General features: G+C 63.1%; 17 protein-coding genes. 7 read left to right on the forward strand and 10 right to left on the reverse strand.

Going from position 1 to position 18,530, the window contains the following annotated elements; translation table 11 throughout:
* Positions 1 to 13: 13 nt before the first annotated feature.
* Positions 14 to 1,408 (forward strand): AmpG family muropeptide MFS transporter, encoded by a 1,395-nt coding sequence (locus WN982_RS20245; RefSeq protein WP_341313667.1) that lies wholly within the window; start codon positions 14 to 16, stop codon positions 1,406 to 1,408.
* Positions 1,409 to 1,428: 20 nt separating this feature from the next.
* Positions 1,429 to 2,658, forward strand: coding sequence for a M48 family metallopeptidase (locus WN982_RS20250; protein WP_341315852.1), 1,230 nt, complete (start codon positions 1,429 to 1,431; stop codon positions 2,656 to 2,658).
* Between the two features lie 58 nt (positions 2,659 to 2,716).
* On the opposite strand, the gene WN982_RS20255 is transcribed toward WN982_RS20250, so the two are convergent.
* The 5 genes from WN982_RS20255 to gatC form a co-directional block, all read right to left on the reverse strand.
* Complete coding sequence (locus WN982_RS20255) at positions 2,717 to 3,496, reverse strand: exodeoxyribonuclease III (protein ID WP_341313668.1); 780 nt, start codon at positions 3,494 to 3,496, stop codon at positions 2,717 to 2,719.
* A gap of 46 nt (positions 3,497 to 3,542) precedes the next feature.
* On the reverse strand, positions 3,543 to 4,382 hold the full coding sequence (locus WN982_RS20260; RefSeq protein ID WP_341313669.1) for a PPK2 family polyphosphate kinase: 840 nt from the start codon (positions 4,380 to 4,382) through the stop codon (positions 3,543 to 3,545).
* A 133-nt stretch (positions 4,383 to 4,515) separates the two neighbouring features.
* Entirely contained in the window at positions 4,516 to 5,991 is a 1,476-nt protein-coding gene (gatB, locus tag WN982_RS20265; RefSeq protein ID WP_341313670.1) for an Asp-tRNA(Asn)/Glu-tRNA(Gln) amidotransferase subunit GatB, read from the reverse strand.
* Positions 5,992 to 5,996: 5 nt separating this feature from the next.
* Positions 5,997 to 7,484 (reverse strand): Asp-tRNA(Asn)/Glu-tRNA(Gln) amidotransferase subunit GatA, encoded by a 1,488-nt coding sequence (gatA, locus tag WN982_RS20270; protein WP_341313671.1) that lies wholly within the window; start codon positions 7,482 to 7,484, stop codon positions 5,997 to 5,999.
* A 153-nt stretch (positions 7,485 to 7,637) separates the two neighbouring features.
* Complete coding sequence (gatC, locus tag WN982_RS20275; RefSeq protein ID WP_341313672.1) at positions 7,638 to 7,937, reverse strand: Asp-tRNA(Asn)/Glu-tRNA(Gln) amidotransferase subunit GatC; 300 nt, start codon at positions 7,935 to 7,937, stop codon at positions 7,638 to 7,640.
* A gap of 379 nt (positions 7,938 to 8,316) precedes the next feature.
* Between gatC and WN982_RS20280 the strand changes: the two genes are divergently transcribed.
* From WN982_RS20280 to rodA, 5 genes are all read left to right on the forward strand, one after another.
* Complete coding sequence (locus WN982_RS20280) at positions 8,317 to 9,360, forward strand: rod shape-determining protein (protein WP_004189550.1); 1,044 nt, start codon at positions 8,317 to 8,319, stop codon at positions 9,358 to 9,360.
* Between the two features lie 153 nt (positions 9,361 to 9,513).
* The gene (mreC, locus tag WN982_RS20285) at positions 9,514 to 10,563 is read left to right on the forward strand and encodes a rod shape-determining protein MreC (RefSeq protein ID WP_341313673.1); all 1,050 of its coding nucleotides are present in this window, start codon (positions 9,514 to 9,516) and stop codon (positions 10,561 to 10,563) included.
* Positions 10,560 to 11,072 (forward strand): rod shape-determining protein MreD, encoded by a 513-nt coding sequence (mreD, locus tag WN982_RS20290; RefSeq protein ID WP_341313674.1) that lies wholly within the window; start codon positions 10,560 to 10,562, stop codon positions 11,070 to 11,072. Before mreC ends, mreD begins: the two co-directional genes overlap by 4 nt.
* Before the next feature lie 141 nt (positions 11,073 to 11,213).
* On the forward strand, positions 11,214 to 13,529 hold the full coding sequence (mrdA, locus tag WN982_RS20295) for a penicillin-binding protein 2 (protein ID WP_341313675.1): 2,316 nt from the start codon (positions 11,214 to 11,216) through the stop codon (positions 13,527 to 13,529).
* A gap of 10 nt (positions 13,530 to 13,539) precedes the next feature.
* On the forward strand, positions 13,540 to 14,688 hold the full coding sequence (rodA, locus tag WN982_RS20300) for a rod shape-determining protein RodA (RefSeq protein ID WP_341313676.1): 1,149 nt from the start codon (positions 13,540 to 13,542) through the stop codon (positions 14,686 to 14,688).
* An 89-nt stretch (positions 14,689 to 14,777) separates the two neighbouring features.
* Here the strand turns inward: rodA and WN982_RS20305 are convergent, their stop codons facing one another.
* The 5 genes from WN982_RS20305 to queC form a co-directional block, all read right to left on the reverse strand.
* On the reverse strand, positions 14,778 to 15,425 hold the full coding sequence (locus tag WN982_RS20305; protein ID WP_341315853.1) for a tetratricopeptide repeat protein: 648 nt from the start codon (positions 15,423 to 15,425) through the stop codon (positions 14,778 to 14,780).
* Between the two features lie 50 nt (positions 15,426 to 15,475).
* Positions 15,476 to 16,258 (reverse strand): aldolase/citrate lyase family protein, encoded by a 783-nt coding sequence (locus tag WN982_RS20310; RefSeq protein WP_341313677.1) that lies wholly within the window; start codon positions 16,256 to 16,258, stop codon positions 15,476 to 15,478.
* A gap of 206 nt (positions 16,259 to 16,464) precedes the next feature.
* Positions 16,465 to 16,908, reverse strand: coding sequence for a 6-carboxytetrahydropterin synthase QueD (gene queD / locus WN982_RS20315; protein ID WP_341315854.1), 444 nt, complete (start codon positions 16,906 to 16,908; stop codon positions 16,465 to 16,467).
* 9 nt (positions 16,909 to 16,917) lie between these two features.
* The gene (gene queE / locus WN982_RS20320; protein ID WP_341313678.1) at positions 16,918 to 17,550 is read right to left on the reverse strand and encodes a 7-carboxy-7-deazaguanine synthase; all 633 of its coding nucleotides are present in this window, start codon (positions 17,548 to 17,550) and stop codon (positions 16,918 to 16,920) included.
* Positions 17,551 to 17,623: 73 nt separating this feature from the next.
* The gene (gene queC, locus WN982_RS20325) at positions 17,624 to 18,355 is read right to left on the reverse strand and encodes a 7-cyano-7-deazaguanine synthase QueC (RefSeq protein WP_341313679.1); all 732 of its coding nucleotides are present in this window, start codon (positions 18,353 to 18,355) and stop codon (positions 17,624 to 17,626) included.
* Positions 18,356 to 18,530 lie beyond the last annotated feature (175 nt).

Raw genomic sequence — 18,530 nt, forward strand, 5'->3', positions numbered from 1 at the left:
GCAAGTTATCCACATGTCGAACCCGCCGCACGAGGCGCCTGCACTTACCGCTCACGTAGAACATCCCGGCTGGCGCGCGTTCCTGAATACGCGCATGCTGATCTGCGTCTTTCTCGGCTTTACGTCCGGACTGCCGCTGTTCACGCTCGTCTATCTGGTGCAGGCCTGGCTACGCTCCGAAGGCGTCAATCTGAAGGAAATCGGCCTGTTTGCGCTGATCCAGTTCCCGTACACCTGGAAATTCATCTGGGCGCCGCTGATGGACCGCTACGTGCCGCGTTTCCCGGGCTGGCGTCCGGGAAGACGGCGCGGCTGGATGCTGGTCACGCAGATTCTGGTCGCGGGCGCGATCGCGGCGCTCGGTTTCGTCTCTCCGCGCGACTCGATCTGGACGGTCGCGGCGCTCACGGCGCTGGTCGCGTTCTTCGGCGCGAGTCAGGACATCTCGATCGATGCGTACCGGCGTGAACTGCTGAGCGATACGCAGCAAGGTCTCGGCAATGCGGTGCACGTGAACGCATACAAGATCGCCGCGCTGGTGCCGGGTTCGTTGGCGCTGATTCTGTCTGATCATTTGCCCTGGACCACCGTTTTCATCGTCACCGGCGCGTTCATGCTGCCCGGCATGATCATGACGCTGGTGGTGCGCGAGCCCGAGGTACACGGCACGCCGCCCAAGAATCTGCGCGAAGCGATCGTGCAGCCGTTCAGCGAATTCATTCAACGCGACGGCTGGCGCGGCGCGCTGTTCGTACTCGGCTTCATCTTCCTGTACAAGCTCGGCGACACGATGGCGACCACGCTGTCGACCTCATTCTTCCTCGATATCGGCTTTTCACGCACGCAGATCGGTGTGATCGCGAAAACCACTGCATTCGGCGCGAGTCTTGCGGGCGGAATTGTCGGCGGGATCTGGCTGATGAAGATCGGCATCGGCCGGGGGCTGTGGATTTTCGGCATCCTGCAGATGGTGTCCACGCTCGGTTTCGCGTGGCTCGCGCATCTCGGGCCGGCTTCGCCCGGTCTTACCGCGATCTATGACATCGCCGTCTGGCTAAGCCAGGGCACGACGAAGCTACTCGCGCTGGTCGGCGTCGACTGGGCCGTGCAGCTCGATCCGCGCTCCGTCGCGCTCGCACTCGTCTACGGCTCCGAAACCTTCACAACCGGCCTGACAATGGCGGCCTTCACCGCCTACATCGCCAGCACCACCGATCCGCGTTACACGGCCACGCAGTTCGCGCTGTTCACGAGCCTGGCCTCGGTGCCTCGCACGCTGGCATCGGCGGCAAGCGGCTATGTGGTTGCCAGGATCGGCTGGTTCGACTACTTCATCGTGTGCACCGCGCTGGCGCTGCCCGGCATGCTGCTTCTGCTGCGGATCGCCCCTTGGAGAAGCCAGTCGTGACGGCGTTCCTGCCAAAGCGCATGACGCGCGCGGACGCCTTTTCGGCTCAGCCCTTCAAGGCCGGCCGCGCCGCATTGCGTGCGGCATTGGCGCTCGGCTATGCGGGCGTCACGCTAGCTACGCCGTTAAGCGCACACGCGGCAGCCATACCTGCGGTCGCCACCAGCGCACCGGCGCCGGCTACGGCACCAGCGGCGCCGGCGGCAAAATCGGCGCAGAGCGCAGCGAGCCCCGAGAATGCGACACCGGCGGCACCCAGCGCGAATAGCGCCGCAACCGCCGGCAGCGCGGCTGCCGCCGCCACGCCGCCCGCGCCGCAACCGGTAACGGCTAAGACGCCCGCGCCTACCGCTACGCCGCCCGCAGCTGCAAAAGCGCCTGCGGCCACCTCGACGCCAGCAGCGGCTGCAAGCCCGGCCGCGTCCGCGTCGTACAGTCCGAACTCGCAACTGCGCTACGGCGGCTACGTGGTATTCCGCAACCTGATTCCATCGCCGATGCTCGAGGCGCAAGCCGCCGAAGAGTTCGACCAGATCGCACGCGGCGCGGATCACGCGAACCGTCTGTACGGCGAGACCGACGCACACGTCACGCGCGTGCGTTCGATCACGGACAAACTGATCCCCTACTCGCTGAAATGGAACGAGCGGGCGAAGGGCTGGAAGTGGGATGTTGCGGTGGTGCGCTCGCCCGATATCCGCATGTACTGTCTGCCAGGCGGCAAGATCGTCGTGTATAGCGGCCTGCTTGACCGCGTGCGTCTGAACGACAACGAACTCGGCATGCTGATCGGCCATGAGATCGCGCACGCGTTGCGCGAGCATGCGCGCGAGCGGCTCGGCGAGCAACAGGCGGGACAACTGGGTTCGTCGGGCGCGATTCCGCAGCTATTCGGGCTCGCCGATCTGGGCGCGGCGCCGCTCGGCATCGGTTCGCAGTTGCTGGAAATGAAGTACGAAAACACCGACGAAACCGAAGCCGACGTGATCGGCAGCGATATCGCGTCGCGCGCCGGCTTCGATCCGCGCGCGGCGGTCACGCTGTGGGACAAGCTGGCGACGGCAACGCGCAGCAATCGTGAGCAAGGGTTCATCTACGTGCATCCGTACACGCAGGCGCGCCGCGAGGACATCATCAAGCGCTTGCCGGATATGCTGCCGCTCTATGCAAAAGCGCTCGGCAAGGGCGTGGATGCGCTGCCGGACTATGCCGGCATGGGCCGTCCGCGCCGCAAGCTGGTCCGCGATTGAGTTTCGCGAGCCGCGCAATTGTGGTTCGCCTGCGGCTCAGGCGGCGCTCATCTTGTGATTACTTCTTGAGCTTGTGGTCGTAGTCGACGGTCAGCGGCGCGTGGTCGCTGAACTTGATGTCGCGGAACACGTCGGTGCGCTTCGCCTTGCCTGCGATGCCCTGCGTCGCGATCTGATAATCGATCCGCCACCCGACGTTCTTCGCGTACGCCTGACCGCGATTGCTCCACCACGTGTACTGCTCCGGCCGCTGATCGAGCGTGCGGAACACGTCGACATAACCGACATCGTCGAACAGTTTTGTCAGCCACGCGCGCTCTTCCGGCAAGCAACCTGAGTTCTTCTGGTTGCTCTTCCAGTTCTTGATGTCGATCTCTTTGTGGACGATGTTGACGTCGCCGCACACGATCACTTCGCGCTCTTCAGCCAGCTCCGCGAGATGCGGCATGAACACGTCCATGAAGCGGTACTTGGCCTGCTGACGTTCTTCGCCGCTCGAACCCGACGGCACATACACCGACACGATCGACAGCTTGCCGAACCGCAGTTCGACATAGCGCCCTTCGGCGTCGAATTCCTCGCTGCCGAAACCGATCACGACTTCGTCCGGCTCATGACGCGTGTACACGCCCGCGCCGCTATAGCCCTTCTTCACCGCATGCTGAAAATAGCCGGTGAAATCGTGCGGCGCCATGAATTCGGGCGTCATATCGTCTTGCGAGCATTTGATTTCCTGCACGCACAGCACGTCGGCTTTCTGTTCGCCGAACCAGTCGAAAAAACCCTTCTTCGCCGCTGAGCGGATGCCGTTCAGGTTCGCGGTAATCACACGCAACATGTCGTTCCTCTTATGTTCAATTCGTTGTTAGAGCAAAGGGGAAAAGTCACTCGACCTTGACGCCCTTCAGTGACTCTTTGGGAGGCGGATATTCGAGCTTCAACCCTTCGAACGTGCGCAACAGCAACTCGGCGACCATCACGTTGCGATGCGTCTTCGAATCGGCCGGAATCACATACCACGGCGCGTAATCCGTCGAAGTGGCGGCTAACGCATCGCGATACGCCGCCTGATATTTGTCCCACTGCTTGCGCGCGTCGAGATCGGACACATCGAATTTCCAGTGCTTGCTCGGATCGTCGATCCGCGCTTGCAAACGCGCACGCTGCTCGTCTTTCGAAATGTGCAGCATGCACTTGATGATGGTCGTACCGTTGTATGCCAGCATCTCTTCGAACTGGCGAATGTGGCAGCTGCGTTGCTCGAATGCTTCGGCGCTCAGGTTGCCGAGCACGGTGGGCACGAGCAGATCTTCGTAGTGACTACGATTGAAGATCGTCAGCTCGCCGGCAGCCGGCGCTTGTGCATGCACGCGCCACAAGAAGTCATGCGCCAACTCGACAGGCGTCGGCGCCTTGAACGGGACGATATGCAAACCGAGCGGATCGACTTCATGAAACACCGCGCGAATCGTGCCATCCTTGCCGCTCGTGTCCATGCCTTGCAGAACCAGCAACACGCGACGCTTCTGCTGCGCGTGCAGGCACTCCTGCAACGTGTCGAGCTTAGCTCCAATCTCCGACAACCGTGCGCGGTCGCTTTCTTTCGAACCGGTCGAAAACGGCTTTGCGGCCGGGTCGAAATCGTCCAGCGAGAATTTGCTCTTCTTTTTGCCGTCTTCGAAAAACGGTACGCGGAAATCGTCGAGTTCGGGTTGCTTCGCCATTCACACACTCCGTGATCTGCGTTTAAACGTGCCCGCAAAATGAAACGGGCCGTTGCCACACTTTCGTTTCCGGCAACAGCCCGCGATAGCTAAAGCTCGCGCCTCAGCCGTGCTTCTTCAACTGAGCTTCAACTCAGGACAGCTTCTTCTTCAGCAGTTCGTTGACCTGCGCCGGATTGGCCTTGCCCTTGGTCGCCTTCATCGCCTGGCCGATCAGCGCGTTGAACGCCTTTTCCTTGCCGGCGCGGAATTCCTCGACCGACTTCTGGTTCGCAGCAAGCACTTCGTCGATGATCGCTTCCAGCGCGCCGGTGTCCGAAATCTGCTTCAAACCCTTCGCTTCGATGATGCGATCGGCGGCGGCTTCGTCCGAGGCCTTCTCTTCCCAGATGGCGAGGAAAATTTCCTTGGCGATCTTGTTCGAGATGGTGCCGTCGGCGATACGTTGTAGCAACAGCGCGAGTTGCGCCGACGAAACCGGACTTTCGGCGATATCCAGGCCTTCGCGATTCAGTTGCGACGACACTTCCCCCATCAGCCAGTTTGCCGCGACCTTCGCCTGGGCAGGGCCGACCTTGACGACAACGGCTTCGTAGTAGGCAGCCATCGCCTTGCTCGACGTCAGCACGTTGGCGTCGTACGGCGTCAGGCCGTATTGCGACACGAAGCGCTGCTGAATCGCTTCCGGCAGTTCCGGCATCTCGCTCTTCACGCGCTCGACCCACGCCGCGTCGATCACGAGCGGCATCAGATCGGGATCGGGGAAATAGCGGTAATCGTGCGCGTCTTCCTTGCTGCGCATCGAACGCGTTTCGCGCTTGTCCGGATCGTACAGACGCGTTTCCTGCACCACCGTGCCGCCGTCTTCGATCAATTCGATCTGACGGCGCACTTCGTACTGGATCGCTTCTTCGAGGAAGCGGAACGAGTTCAGGTTCTTGATTTCGGCGCGCGTGCCGAATTCCGCCTGGCCGACCGGGCGCACCGAGACGTTCGCGTCGCAACGGAACGAGCCTTCCTGCATGTTGCCGTCGCAGATACCGAGCCACGTGACCAGCGTGTGCAGCGTCTTGGCATACGCGACCGCTTCAGCCGCGCTGCGCATTTCCGGCTCGGTGACGATTTCGAGCAGCGGTGTGCCGGCGCGATTCAGGTCGATGCCGGTCATGCCCGCGAAGTCTTCGTGCAGGGACTTGCCCGCATCTTCTTCGAGGTGAGCGCGCGTCAGGTTGACGACCTTCTCGTACGCTTCCTTACCCGTCTTTTCATTGGCAGGCACTTGAATCGTCACCTGGCCGCCCTGCACGACGGGAATTTCGTACTGGCTGATCTGATAGCCCTTCGGCAGATCGGGGTAGAAATAATTCTTGCGCGCAAAGATGCTGCGCGGCGCGATGGTGGAGCCGATCGCGAGGCCGAACTGGATGGCTCGCTCGACAGCGCCGCGGTTCATCACCGGCAACGTGCCCGGCAATGCGAGGTCGACGGGGCACGCTTGCGTGTTGGGTTCAGCACCGAACTGCGTGGCGGCGCCGGAGAAAATCTTCGATTTGGTCGACAGTTGCGCGTGGGTCTCCAGACCGATCACGACTTCCCATTGCTTGGTCATGGTGTTCACACTCCTGCCGGTGCTTTGCGGTGCCAGTCGGTGGCGCGCTGGAACGCGTCGGCCACTTGCAGCATCCGGGCTTCATTGAAATAGTTGCCGATGATCTGCAGACCCACAGGACGCTGCGCATTCGCGCCCGCGCCGAAGCCGCACGGCACGCTCATGCCGGGCAAACCGGCGAGGCTCACCGACAGCGTGTAAATGTCGGCCAGGTACATCTGCACCGGATCGTCGCCCTTCGCGCCGAGGTCCCACGCCACTGACGGCGAGACCGGTCCCATGATCACGTCGCACTGCTTGAATGCTTCCTGGAAATCCTGCGCAATGATGCGGCGGATCTTTTGCGCCTGCAGGTAGTACGCGTCGTAGTAGCCATGCGACAGCACGTACGCGCCCACCAGAATGCGGCGCTTCACTTCCGGGCCGAAGCCTTCAGCACGCGACTTCTTGTACATGTCCAGCAGGTCGCGGTATTCCGCGGCGCGATGGCCGAAGCGCACGCCGTCGAAACGCGACAGGTTCGACGAGGCTTCCGCCGGCGCGATCACGTAGTACACCGGAATCGACAGTTCGGTTTTCGGCAGCGAGACTTCCACCAGCGTGGCGCCGAGCGCTTCATATTGCTTCAGCGCGGCGTCGATCGAAGCGCGCACGTCGTCGGCCAAACCTGCGCCAAAGTATTCCTTCGGCAAACCGATGCGCAGACCGGCGAGCGGTTTGTCCGCGCCGTCGTCTTTCCACGTCTTGCCGATGTAGCGTGTGAAGTCTTCATCGTCGCGCGTGAGGCTCGTCGAATCGCGTTCGTCGAAACCGGCCATGGCGTTGAGCAGCGTCGCGCAATCCGCGGCGGTTTGCGCGAACGGACCGCCCTGATCCAGCGACGACGCAAACGCAATCATCCCGTAACGCGATACGCGGCCATACGTCGGCTTGATGCCGGTGATGCCGGAGAACGACGCCGGCTGACGAATCGAGCCGCCGGTATCGGTGCCGGTCGCGGCGGGCGCCAGACGCGCCGCCACAGCCGCCGCCGAGCCGCCCGACGAACCACCCGGCACGGCCTTACGATCCCACGGGTTCTGCACGGGACCAAAGTACGAATTCTCGTTGGACGAGCCCATCGCGAACTCGTCCATATTGGTCTTGCCCACACACACCATGCCGGCGTTCTGCAAGCGGGCGACCACCGTTGCGTCGAACGGACTTTCGTAGTTCGCGAGCATCTTCGAGCCGGCGGTGGAGCGCCAGCCCTTCGTGACGAATACGTCCTTGTGCGCGATCGGCAGGCCGACCAAGGGGCCGGCATGGCCGGTGTGGAGCAGCGCGTCGGCCTCTTTCGCCTGCGCGAGCGTCAGATCGGCGTCGACCTGAATGAACGCGTTCAGGCTGTTGGCCGCGTCGATCCGCTTCAGATACAGCTGCGCCAGTTCGACTGCGGAGCATTCCTTGGCAGCGAGTGCGGCACGCAGTTCGGTCAAGCTTTTTTCATGCATTGCGTTTCATCCTGAAGAGCGCGGCAGCGTGTGCAACGCTGCCGTGGAGGCGTTCGGCTGCCCGCCGGCAAGCCGAGCCGAGGAGGCCGGATACAGGTGGACATGCGAGCGGCGATCCGCTGGGGGCAATCCGCTCGCACGCCGCGCCGGGCTTTATTCGATCACCTTCGGCACGAGGTACAGGCCGTCCTGGACAGCCGGCGCCGGGCGCTGGAAAGCTTCGCGTTGAACGGCTTCGGTTACCGCGTCGTCACGCAGGCGCAGCGCGACGTCTTCGATCTGCTCGATCGGATGAGCAAGCGGCGCGATGCCGGTGGTATCGACTGCCTGCATCTGCTCGACGAGGCCGAAGAAATCATTGAGCTGGGCAAGCGTGTGCTCAGCGTCGGCGTCGGCCAGTTCGAGCCGCGCAAGATGCGCGATGCGCTTAACATCGGTCAGGGTCAGAGCCATGCAGTCACCGGAAAATGTGGTGGACCGCCGCAGCGCGGAAAAACAATGCTGCGACAGCGGGTTACGACACTGGAGGAACGCCTCGAAAAAGGGGCCAGCGGCGGCAAAAAGTGCCGTCCGTTTCCTTCAAATCATCCAAAATTATAAGGTATCATTACGCGTTCGACCCAAACCCGGACCGACTTGCCAAAGCCTTTCTGAACAATTCCCAAAGATAGTTCGGATTTTTCTGACATGGCTTTGCTCCGGCCTCCGGTAGACTCCCTCGCAGCTTCAAGTTCCTGTGGCGCCGCTTCCGCCCGGTTGAAGCTGTTATTTTTTCCGCTGCCGCCCTGCGCATACGTTGCGAGGCCCGGCGCCAAGCGAGACAGGATTTTGAATGTTCGGTTTTCTGCGCAGTTACTTCTCCAACGATCTGGCGATTGACCTTGGCACTGCCAACACGCTCATTTACATGCGTGGCAAGGGTATCGTTCTTGATGAGCCGTCGGTGGTCTCGATCCGCCAGGAAGGCGGTCCCAACGGTAAAAAAACCATCCAGGCAGTCGGCAAGGAAGCCAAGCAAATGCTCGGCAAGGTGCCGGGCAACATCGAGGCGATCCGCCCGATGAAAGACGGCGTGATCGCCGACTTCACCGTCACCGAACAGATGATCAAGCAGTTCATCAAAACTGCTCACGAATCGCGCATGTTCTCGCCGTCGCCGCGCATCATCATTTGCGTGCCGTGCGGTTCGACCCAGGTCGAACGCCGTGCGATCAAAGAAGCGGCTCACGGCGCAGGCGCTTCGCAGGTTTATCTGATTGAAGAACCGATGGCCGCCGCAATCGGTGCCGGCTTGCCGGTGTCGGAAGCCACCGGCTCGATGGTCGTCGATATCGGCGGCGGCACGACCGAAGTCGGCGTGATCTCGCTGGGCGGCATCGTGTACAAGGGCTCGGTGCGTGTCGGCGGCGACAAGTTCGACGAAGCCATCGTCAACTACATCCGCCGCAATTACGGCATGCTGATCGGCGAGCAAACCGCCGAAGCCATCAAGAAGGAAATCGGCTCCGCGTTTCCGGGTTCCGAAGTCAAGGAAATGGAAGTGAAGGGCCGCAATCTGTCGGAAGGCATTCCGCGCAGCTTCACGATCTCCAGCAACGAAATCCTCGAAGCCCTCACCGATCCGCTGAACCAGATCGTGTCGTCGGTCAAGATCGCGCTCGAACAAACGCCGCCGGAACTCGGCGCCGACATCGCCGAGCGCGGCATGATGCTCACGGGCGGTGGCGCACTGCTGCGCGATCTGGATCGCCTGCTCGCAGAAGAAACCGGCCTTCCGGTGCTCGTCGCCGAAGACCCGCTGACGTGCGTCGTGCGCGGCTCGGGCATGGCGCTCGAACGTATGGACAAGCTGGGCAGCATCTTCTCGTACGAGTAAGCGAGCCCGTCTCCATGCCAGTAGCGCGGATCAGGCAAACGGCCCATTGTGGGCCGGTTTGCCGTTGGCTGGGCTTACCAGCCGCCGCGCACTGAACGCGCGTCCCTCGCGCGCCGCCGTCTCACCCAACCGCTCACGCCCCCGGCGCCGACCATGGAATACAGTCCGCCGCCCCTGTTCAAGCAAGGCCCGTCCGCGCTCGCACGGCTGGTGTTTTTCGTCGTGCTGGCGCTGGCCCTGCTGATCTCCGATGCACGCTTCAAAACGCTCGAAATCGTTCGCGGCGTGCTCGGCGCGGGTCTTTATCCGTTGCAACGCGCGGCTCTCGTGCCGCGCGACGTCTTCATGGGCGCGGCCGACCTGGCCGTGACCAGCGCCACATTGCGCCACGAAAACGACAAACTGCGCACCAAAAATCTCCAACTGTCGCAGCAAGCCAATACGGCCGCCGAACTGGCCGCCGAAAACACCCACTTGCGCGCGCTGCTGCAACTGTCGCAGCGCTCGACCACGCAATCGCTGCCCGCCGAAATCCAGTACGACACGCGCGACCCGTTCACGCAGAAGGTGGTGATCGGCCGCGGCGCGCAGCAAGGCATCCAGAACGGCTCGCCAGTCGTCAACGAAGACGGCGTGATCGGTCAGGTGACGCGTGTGTTCCCGCTGCAAGCCGAAGTAACGCTGCTGACCGACAAGGATCAGGCGGTGCCCGTGCAGATCGTGCGCACCGGCTTGCGCAGCGTGATTTACGGCACGCCGAAGGGCGATACGCTCGACCTGCGCTTCGTGCCGATCAGCGCCGACGTGCAAACCGGCGACGAACTCGTCACCAGCGGGCTCGACGGCGTTTATCCGCCGGGTCTGCCCGTCGCCAAGGTAGTTCGGGTCGATAAACAGGCGGATACGGCGTTTGCCCGCGTGATCTGCCTGCCGGTCGCACCGGTGCGCGGCGCGCGTCAGTTGCTGGTGCTGCACTATCTGAACAATGTGCCGCCGCGTCCGGCGGAAGAGCCCGATGCGGCCACCACCGCAAAGGACGCGAAGAAGAAGGGCGCGAAACCCGCGGACAGCAAGGCCGCCGCGGACAAATCCGCCGCGAGACCCGCCGAGAAATCGCCGCCGGCCAAACCCGCTGCAGCGGAGAAGAAACCGGCCGCCGACAAGAACGCGAAGCCGCCAGCCAAGCCGGGGGCCCAGCCATGAACCGTCCGCAATACATCCTGCAGCCGGTCAACCCGTACTTCATCGCGTTTAGCCTCGCTGCGGCGTTTTTGCTGAACCTGATGCCGTGGGGGCGCCTCGTCGGCGTGCCTGATTTCGTGGCGCTCGTGCTGCTGTTCTGGAACGTGCACCAGCCGCGCAAGGTCGGCATGGGCATCGCGTTTTTCCTCGGTTTGCTGATGGACGTGCATAACGCCAGTCTGCTCGGCGAACACGCGCTGGCTTATACGCTGCTGTCGTACGGCGCGATTACGATCCATCGCCGTGTGCTGTGGATGTCGCTCGGCGTGCAGGCCTTTGCGGTGATGCCGCTACTGGTCGTCGCGCAACTGGTGCCGTTCGTGATCCGTTTGCTGACGGGCGCGGCGTTTCCGGGCTGGGGTTACCTGATCGACGGCTTCGTTGAAGCCGCGCTGTGGCCGATCGCCAGCGTACTGCTGTTGATGCCGCAGCGCCGCGCGGCCGATCCGGACGATACGCGACCGATTTAACCATGCAACGCGCGCGCCGGCCGATCTGATGGAACCCGGGTTCCCGGCCCGCTCGACGCGCATCGCTGTTCATGCCTCCCGGTTCCGGCCGGATTGGGCGCACACTCATGACGGCCGTCACACGGCCTTTTGCAGAATCGCATGACCGAATTCAAGGACACCCAGCAACAGCTCTCGAAGTTCCGCCTGCGCGTCGCGGCGGCGGGTCTGTTCGTGTTCGTGTGCTTCGGGCTGATCGGGTTCCGTTTCCTGTTCCTGCAGGTTTGGCACTACAGCAAGTACTCGCTGCAAGCGGACGAAAACCGCATCTCGGTCGCACCGATCGTGCCGAACCGCGGCATCATCACCGACCGCAACGGCGTGGTGCTGGCCAAGAACTACTCCGCATACACGCTCGAAATCACCGCGTCGAAGCTGAACGACACGCTCGAAAACGTGATCGACAACCTGGCCACGGTGGTTTCGATCGACGCACGCGACCGGCGCCGCTTCAAGAAGCTGCAGGAAGACTCGAAGAACTTCGAGAGCCTGCCGATCCGCACCCGCCTCACCGACGACGAAGTCGCGCGCTTCACCGCGCAGCGCTTCCGCTTTCCGGGCGTGGAAGTGCGCGCGCGCCTGTTCCGCCAATATCCGCTCGGGCCGACCGCGGCGCACGTGATCGGCTACATCGGGCGGATTTCGCAGCGCGACCAGGAGCGTATCGACGACGCCAGCGATCAGAACGACAGCGATCCGGATCACTACGATCCGCGTCTGGACGCGAACAACTACAAGGGCACCGACTACATCGGCAAGATCGGCGTCGAGCAGAGCTACGAAACCGAACTGCACGGGCAGACCGGTTTCGAAGAAGTCGAAGTGACAGCGGGCGGCCGGCCGGTGCGCACGCTGTCGCGCACCCAGGCAACGCCAGGTAACAACCTCGAGCTGTCGCTCGATATCGGCTTGCAGCAGGTCGCCGAGCAGGCCTTCGCGGGCCGCCGCGGCGCGCTGGTCGCGATCGAACCGGCGACGGGCGACGTGCTCGCGTTCGTCTCGGCGCCGAGCTTCGATCCGAATTCTTTCGTCGACGGCATCGATCAGCAGACTTGGGACGAACTGAACAATTCGCCCGATCACCCGCTCCTGAACCGGCCGCTGCACGGCACCTATCCGCCCGGCTCGACCTACAAGCCGTTCATGGCGCTCGCCGCGCTCACGCTTCACAAGCGCACACCGGGCTGGGGCTTCCAGGATCCGGGCTCGTACACCTTCGGCGGCCACACGTTCCGCAACGACGTGCGCTCGGGTCAGGGCTGGGTCGACATGAACCGCGCGATCGTGGTATCGAACGACACGTATTTCTACATGCTGGCGCACGACCTCGGCGTCAACAACATCGCCAACTTCATGAAACCGTGGGGCTTCGGCCAGATCACCGGCATCGACATCTCGGGCGAAGCGCGCGGCATCCTGCCCTCGACGGAATGGAAGCGCAAGGCGTACCGCAAGCCCGAGCAGCAACGCTGGTATGAAGGCGAAACGATCAGTCTCGGCATCGGCCAGGGCTACAACTCGTTCACCATTCTCCAGCTCGCTCACGCCACGGCGACGCTCGCGAACAACGGCGTGGTGATGAAGCCGCACCTCGTGCGCGACATCGAAAACCCGATCACGAAGGACACCCGTGCGGTCGTGCGCGATCCGAGCGACAGGATCGCCGTGAAGCAAGCGGACATCGACATTATCAAGCGGGCGATGGAAGGCGTCGTGACGAACGGCACCGCGTCGAAGCTGTTCATCGGCGCGCCGTATCTGGCGGCCGGCAAGACCGGCACCGCGCAGGTGTATTCGCTGCAAGGCGCGAACTACAAGGGCCACGCGATCGCCGAGCATCTGCGCGACCACGCGCTGTTCATCGCATTCGCGCCTGCCGAAGAACCGAAGATCGCGCTCGCGCTGATCGTCGAAAACGGCGGCTGGGGTGCTGAAGCGGCCGGCCCGATTGCACGGCGTGTCCTCGACTACTACCTGGTCGGCAAGCTGAAGCCGGGCGCTGAAGCGGCAGCCGTAGCGGCAGCAGCCTCGGCGACGCAGGATGCGTCCGCGCCGGAAGTGGGCGACGCACCGACGCCGCAGGAAGCGGGCCAGCCGGTCAAAGTCGCGGCGGGCTTCACGGCGCTGCCGATACCGGGTGCGGCTTCGGCGGCAGCGGCGGCCTCGGCTGCGGCTGCCGCATCGGCAGCAGCCGCGGCATCGGCGCCTGCTGCTACGGCTGCGGCATCCGGCGCTTCGGCGGCCGTTGCCGCCTCTGCGTCCACCGCCACAAAGAATCCGCCGTCGCGCAAATCCGGCGGCCCGCGTAAGCCCCGCCCGAGCAGCGAGGCGGTTCCGACCGCCGCCGCGGCGTCGCGGGATGACGGCATTCAGTCCACGTCGCCACGCCAGCCGGTTTCCGGCGGCATCGACGAGTAAGGAGAAAGGCATGCAATTCGACAAGCGCGCCTGGCTCGACCGCATCAAGCGCATGTTCGCGGGCTTCGATCGCCCGCTCGCGCTGGTCGTGTTTCTGCTGCTGTGCGTCGGCATCGTTACGCTGTACAGCGCGAGTCTGGACGTTCCCGGCCGCGTGGAAGACCAACTGCGCAACATCATGCTGACGTTCGTGCTGATGTGGGCGCTCGCTAATGTGCCGCCCACCACGCTGATGCGCTTCGCGGTACCGCTCTATACGTTCGGTATCGCGTTACTGGTTGCGGTGGCCCTGTTCGGTTTGACGCGTAAGGGCGCGAAGCGTTGGATCAACGTCGGCGTGGTGATCCAGCCGTCCGAGATTCTGAAGATCGCCACGCCGTTGATGCTCGCGTGGTACTACCAGCGCCGCGAAGGGGTGATGCGCTGGTACGACTACCTGGTCGGTTTCGCGATCCTGATCGTGCCCGTCGGCCTGATCGCGAAGCAGCCCGACCTGGGCACCGCCGTGCTGGTGTTTGCGGCCGGGTTCTTCGTGATCTACTTCGCGGGCCTGAGTTTCAAGCTGATCGTGCCGGTGCTGATTGCCGGCGTGATCGCAGTCGGTTCGATCGCCGCGTTCCAGGACAAGATTTGCCAGCCCGAAGTGCAGTGGCCGCTGATGCACGACTATCAGAAGCACCGCATCTGCACGCTGCTCGATCCAACCTCCGATCCGCTCGGCAAGGGCTTTCACACGATCCAGGCAGTGATTGCAATCGGCTCGGGCGGGCCGATCGGCAAAGGCTGGCTGAAGGGCACGCAGGCGCACCTGGAGTTCATCCCCGAGAAGCACACCGACTTTATCTTCGCGGTATTTTCCGAGGAGTTCGGGTTGGCGGGCGGGATCGTGCTGCTGACGCTTTACATGCTGCTGATCGCGCGCGGCCTGTATATCGCTGCCAATGGCGCGACGCTGTTTGGACGCTTGCTGGCCGGTTCGCTAACGATGGCGTTCTTCACCTACGCGTTCGTCAACATCGGGATGGTGAGCGGAATCTTGCCGGTGGTCGGCGTGCCGCTGCCGTTCATGAGTTACGGCGGCACGGCGCTCACTACGCTGGGGGTCGCGATCGGCCTGATCATGAGCGTCGCGCGGCAGAAACGGTTGATGCAGAGTTAAAGCGACAGAGTTAATTCGACAGAGTTAAAGCGGGCCACGAACGGCCCAGGAAGCAAAAGGGGCGCACCGCAAGGAGCGCCCCTTTTTATCTACTGCGGTTTCACTTCCTTCTGATCCCGCAATTGCGCGCTCAGTTGCTGATACTTCAGACGCGCCGCCGGATCGCCCTGTGCCGCCGCCGCCGCGTAATACGCGCGCGCCACGTTCAGGTTCTTATCCACGCCATCGCCACCGCGCTCGTAGAACGAGCCGGTCACGTATTGCGCGGTCATGTCGCCGCCTTGCGCCGCCTTCTTGTACCAGACGAAGGCCTGCTTGTTGTCGCGGTCGGTGCCGCGACCGTCGAGAAACTGATTGGCGAGCGCCAGTTCCGCCTGCACGTGCCCTTGCTGCGCGGCCTTCAAAAACCACCGATGCGCCTCGACCGGATCGCGCCCGACGAACTCACCATCGTCGTACATCTTGCCGTACACGTACTGCGCATGCGACATGTTGGCATCGGCCGCCTTGCGCAGCCACTTCTTGCCTTCGTCGACATTCGCGGTGGTGCCTTCGCCGTTGAGCAGCATCATCGCGTAGTTGAACTCGGCGAGCCGGCTGCCGTGCTCGGCTGCCTGGCGAAACTCGGAAAACGCCGCCGTCAGGTTGCCGGCGTTGTAGTCGGCAACCGCGGTTTGCGTCTCGGGATCATTCGACTTCGCGATCTTGTCCTGCGCATACACCGTCACATTCGCCATCAACGCCGCGGTGACCGCCAGACGCACGACGACGCACTGCACCATCCCCTTCATGACCTCACCTCCTGCAGCGCCTGGCGAGTCGCGCGCAACATCCACATGACGTCCGCGGCCAGAGCGATAAAACGGAAACCAGCGTCGCGATACTGCTTCGCACTCGCGACGTCGACGGCAAACATGCCCGTTGCGATGCCAGCCTTGTTGGCGGCGTCGACGATGCGCGCCATCGCCGCCTGCACGTCGGCATGCTTCGAATCGCCAAGATGACCGAGGCTCGCGGCCAGATCGGCCGGCCCGACGAACAGGCAATCGATACCCGGCGTTGCGGCGATCTTCTCGACTTCCTGCAAGCCGCGCGCCGATTCGATCTGCACAATGGTCGCGATCTGCGCGTTGGCCGTCTGCACGTAATCGCGCCGCATGCCGTACGAAGCCGCCCGCACCGCGCCGGCGACGCCGCGCAAACCGTCGAGCGCGTCGACGGTCGGATATTGCGTCAGACGCACAGCGTGGGCCGCCTCCTCGGCGGATTCGATATTCGGAAACATCAGCGTGCGCGCGCCGGCGTCCAGCACGCGCTTGACGAGCCACGCCTCGCTGGCGGGCACCCGCACGACCGGCTCGCTCGGCAGATGCGCGGCGGCGATCGCGCGCAATTGCGCGGTGACGTCGCCGCTATCGTTCGGCGCGTGTTCCATGTCGATCAGCAGCCAGTCGAAACCGGCATGCGCGAGCGCCTCGGCCGCCGATTCGCTACCGAGCGACAGCCACAGGCCGAACAGCGGATCGGTTTCCTTCAGACGTTGCTTGAGGGGATTGGTAAAGGTGCTCATCGCCGCGCTCCCTGGCGACGAAACATGTCGCCTGAAACGCGGGAAAGGACACTGGTTTGGCGAACCTGGTAGCCGCCAAGGCCGTGGTGGCCAACATACCTGCTGCGACGCAATGCGGTGACCGGCATGTCTCGCTCCGTGTGGTTATCGGAGCGATCATACCGTGACAATAACGCGGGGGTTGGATCGTACTGCTGGCCACAGCTTCAGTCGCGGACCACGTCGGCCCAGCAGTTCGGCGTCTCGAACAGACGCACCTTGTGCAGACGCAGATTCACGCCGTAGTGTGCGTCGTAGACGTTCGCGAGGATGTCGAACGCGACGGCGGCGAGATTCTCGACTGTCGGAATGCGATCGAGCACGACTGTCTTATGCCCCGCCATGGTTTCCAGAAAGCAACGCACCTGCGTATCGCCTTCGTAGACGAGGAATGCATGGTCCCATTTGTCCACCAGATGCTCGACGGCGAGCGCCTTCACGTCGGCGAAGTCCATCACCATGCCGCGATCGGGCGCACCTTCCGTATCGACCAGGTCGCCTTGCAGCGTGATTTCGAGCACATAGCGATGCCCGTGCAGATTACGGCACTGGCTGCGGTGGTCAGGGATGCGGTGACCCGCGTCGAATTCGAGTTTTCGTGTAATCGTCAGCACGGCAAATCAGGGAATGTTCAGATACTTGTGGGTCTGCATCGACAGGCGCCATTGCGGATGGCGTTTGCACCAGTCGATCGCGAGCTTGGTGTTGAGGTCGCGTGACGGGCCGTCCATCGGCTGGACGAGGAAATACTCGAAGTCGAGCTTCGCATAGTCGGACAGCCGCTGGTTGTCCTGCGGAATCACGACCTTCAGTTCGTTGCCTTTGGTAACGACGAGCGGCGCGTCGGCCTTCGGGCTCACGCAGATCCAGTCGATCGTCTCGAGCACTGGCAGCGAGCCATTGGTTTCGATGGCGATTTCGAAACCGGCGGCATGCAGCGCATCGACGAACGGCTGATCGATTTGCAGCATCGGTTCGCCGCCCGTGCACACCACGAAGCGTTCGCCCTCGCCTTCCGGCCACAGGGACGCAATCATCTGCACCAGCTCTTCGGCGGTGCGGTACTTGCCGCCGTTCTCGCCGTCGGTGCCGACGAAATCAGTATCGCAGAAGCGGCACACAGCCTCCCCGCGATCTTCTTCGCGGCCCGACCACAGATTGCAGCCGGCGAACCGGCAGAACACGGCCGGACGCCCGGCATTCGCGCCCTCGCCCTGTAATGTGTAGAAGATTTCCTTGACCGCGTACGTCATGCTGCTTTCTGCCTTGTGTTCCTGAAAATGATGGCCTGCGCGGCGTTCGTTGTGACGGCGCCGCGCCGAGCCGTCAAACCGGCTCGGTAACCTTCTCGCCGGCCAGATACGCTTCGTAGCCCCGCTTGCGCAAGCGGCACGCGGGGCATTCGCCGCAACCGAAGCCCCACGCATGCAATTCTGCGCGCTCGCCGAGGTAGCAGGTATGCGTTTCGACGCGCACCAGTTCAACCAGTTCGTCGCCGCCCAGCTCGTGCGCGAGACGCCACGTGTCGGCCTTGTCGAGCCACATCAGCGGCGTTTCGAGCAGGAAGCGCTTGTCCATGCCGAGGTTCAGCGTGACCTGCAATGCCTTCATCGTATCGTCGCGGCAATCGGGGTAGCCCGAGAAATCCGTCTCGCACATCCCGCCGACCAGCACCTGCAAGCCACGCCGATACGCGATGGCCGCGGCGATTGTCATGAACATCAGATTGCGGCCCGGCACGAACGTATTCGGCAAACCGTTCGCGGTGGCTTCGATCTCGATCTCACGCGTCATCGCGGTATCGCTGATCGAACCGAGGACCGACAGATCGATCATGTGATCGTCGCCGAGGCGGTCGGCCCATGCTGGAAAAGCGCGCACCACAGCGTGACGAAAACCTTCGCGGCATTCGAGTTCGACCCGGTGCCGTTGACCGTAATCGAAGCCGAGCGTTTCGACCGTTTCATAACGTTCGAGCGCCCAGGCGAGGCACGTGGCGGAATCCTGGCCGCCGGAAAACAGCACCAGAGCGCTACGTTTAGCGTCTTTGCGGATCACCGTGAAACTCCGTGAATGATGAGTGCCACGTCGCGCTGCGCGAGGTGCGCCATGCAAGCAACGCGGCGCGACGCGTGCCGGCACTGCTGCCGGCCCAAACCAGTATAGGCCGCGCCTTCCGCATGCAGAGTCGCTGGGCGCTTATACCGTTAATCGTCGGACGCAGGGTTCGGCG

The sequence above is a fragment of the Paraburkholderia sp. IMGN_8 genome, from assembly GCF_038050405.1.
GTDB lineage: Bacteria > Pseudomonadota > Gammaproteobacteria > Burkholderiales > Burkholderiaceae > Paraburkholderia.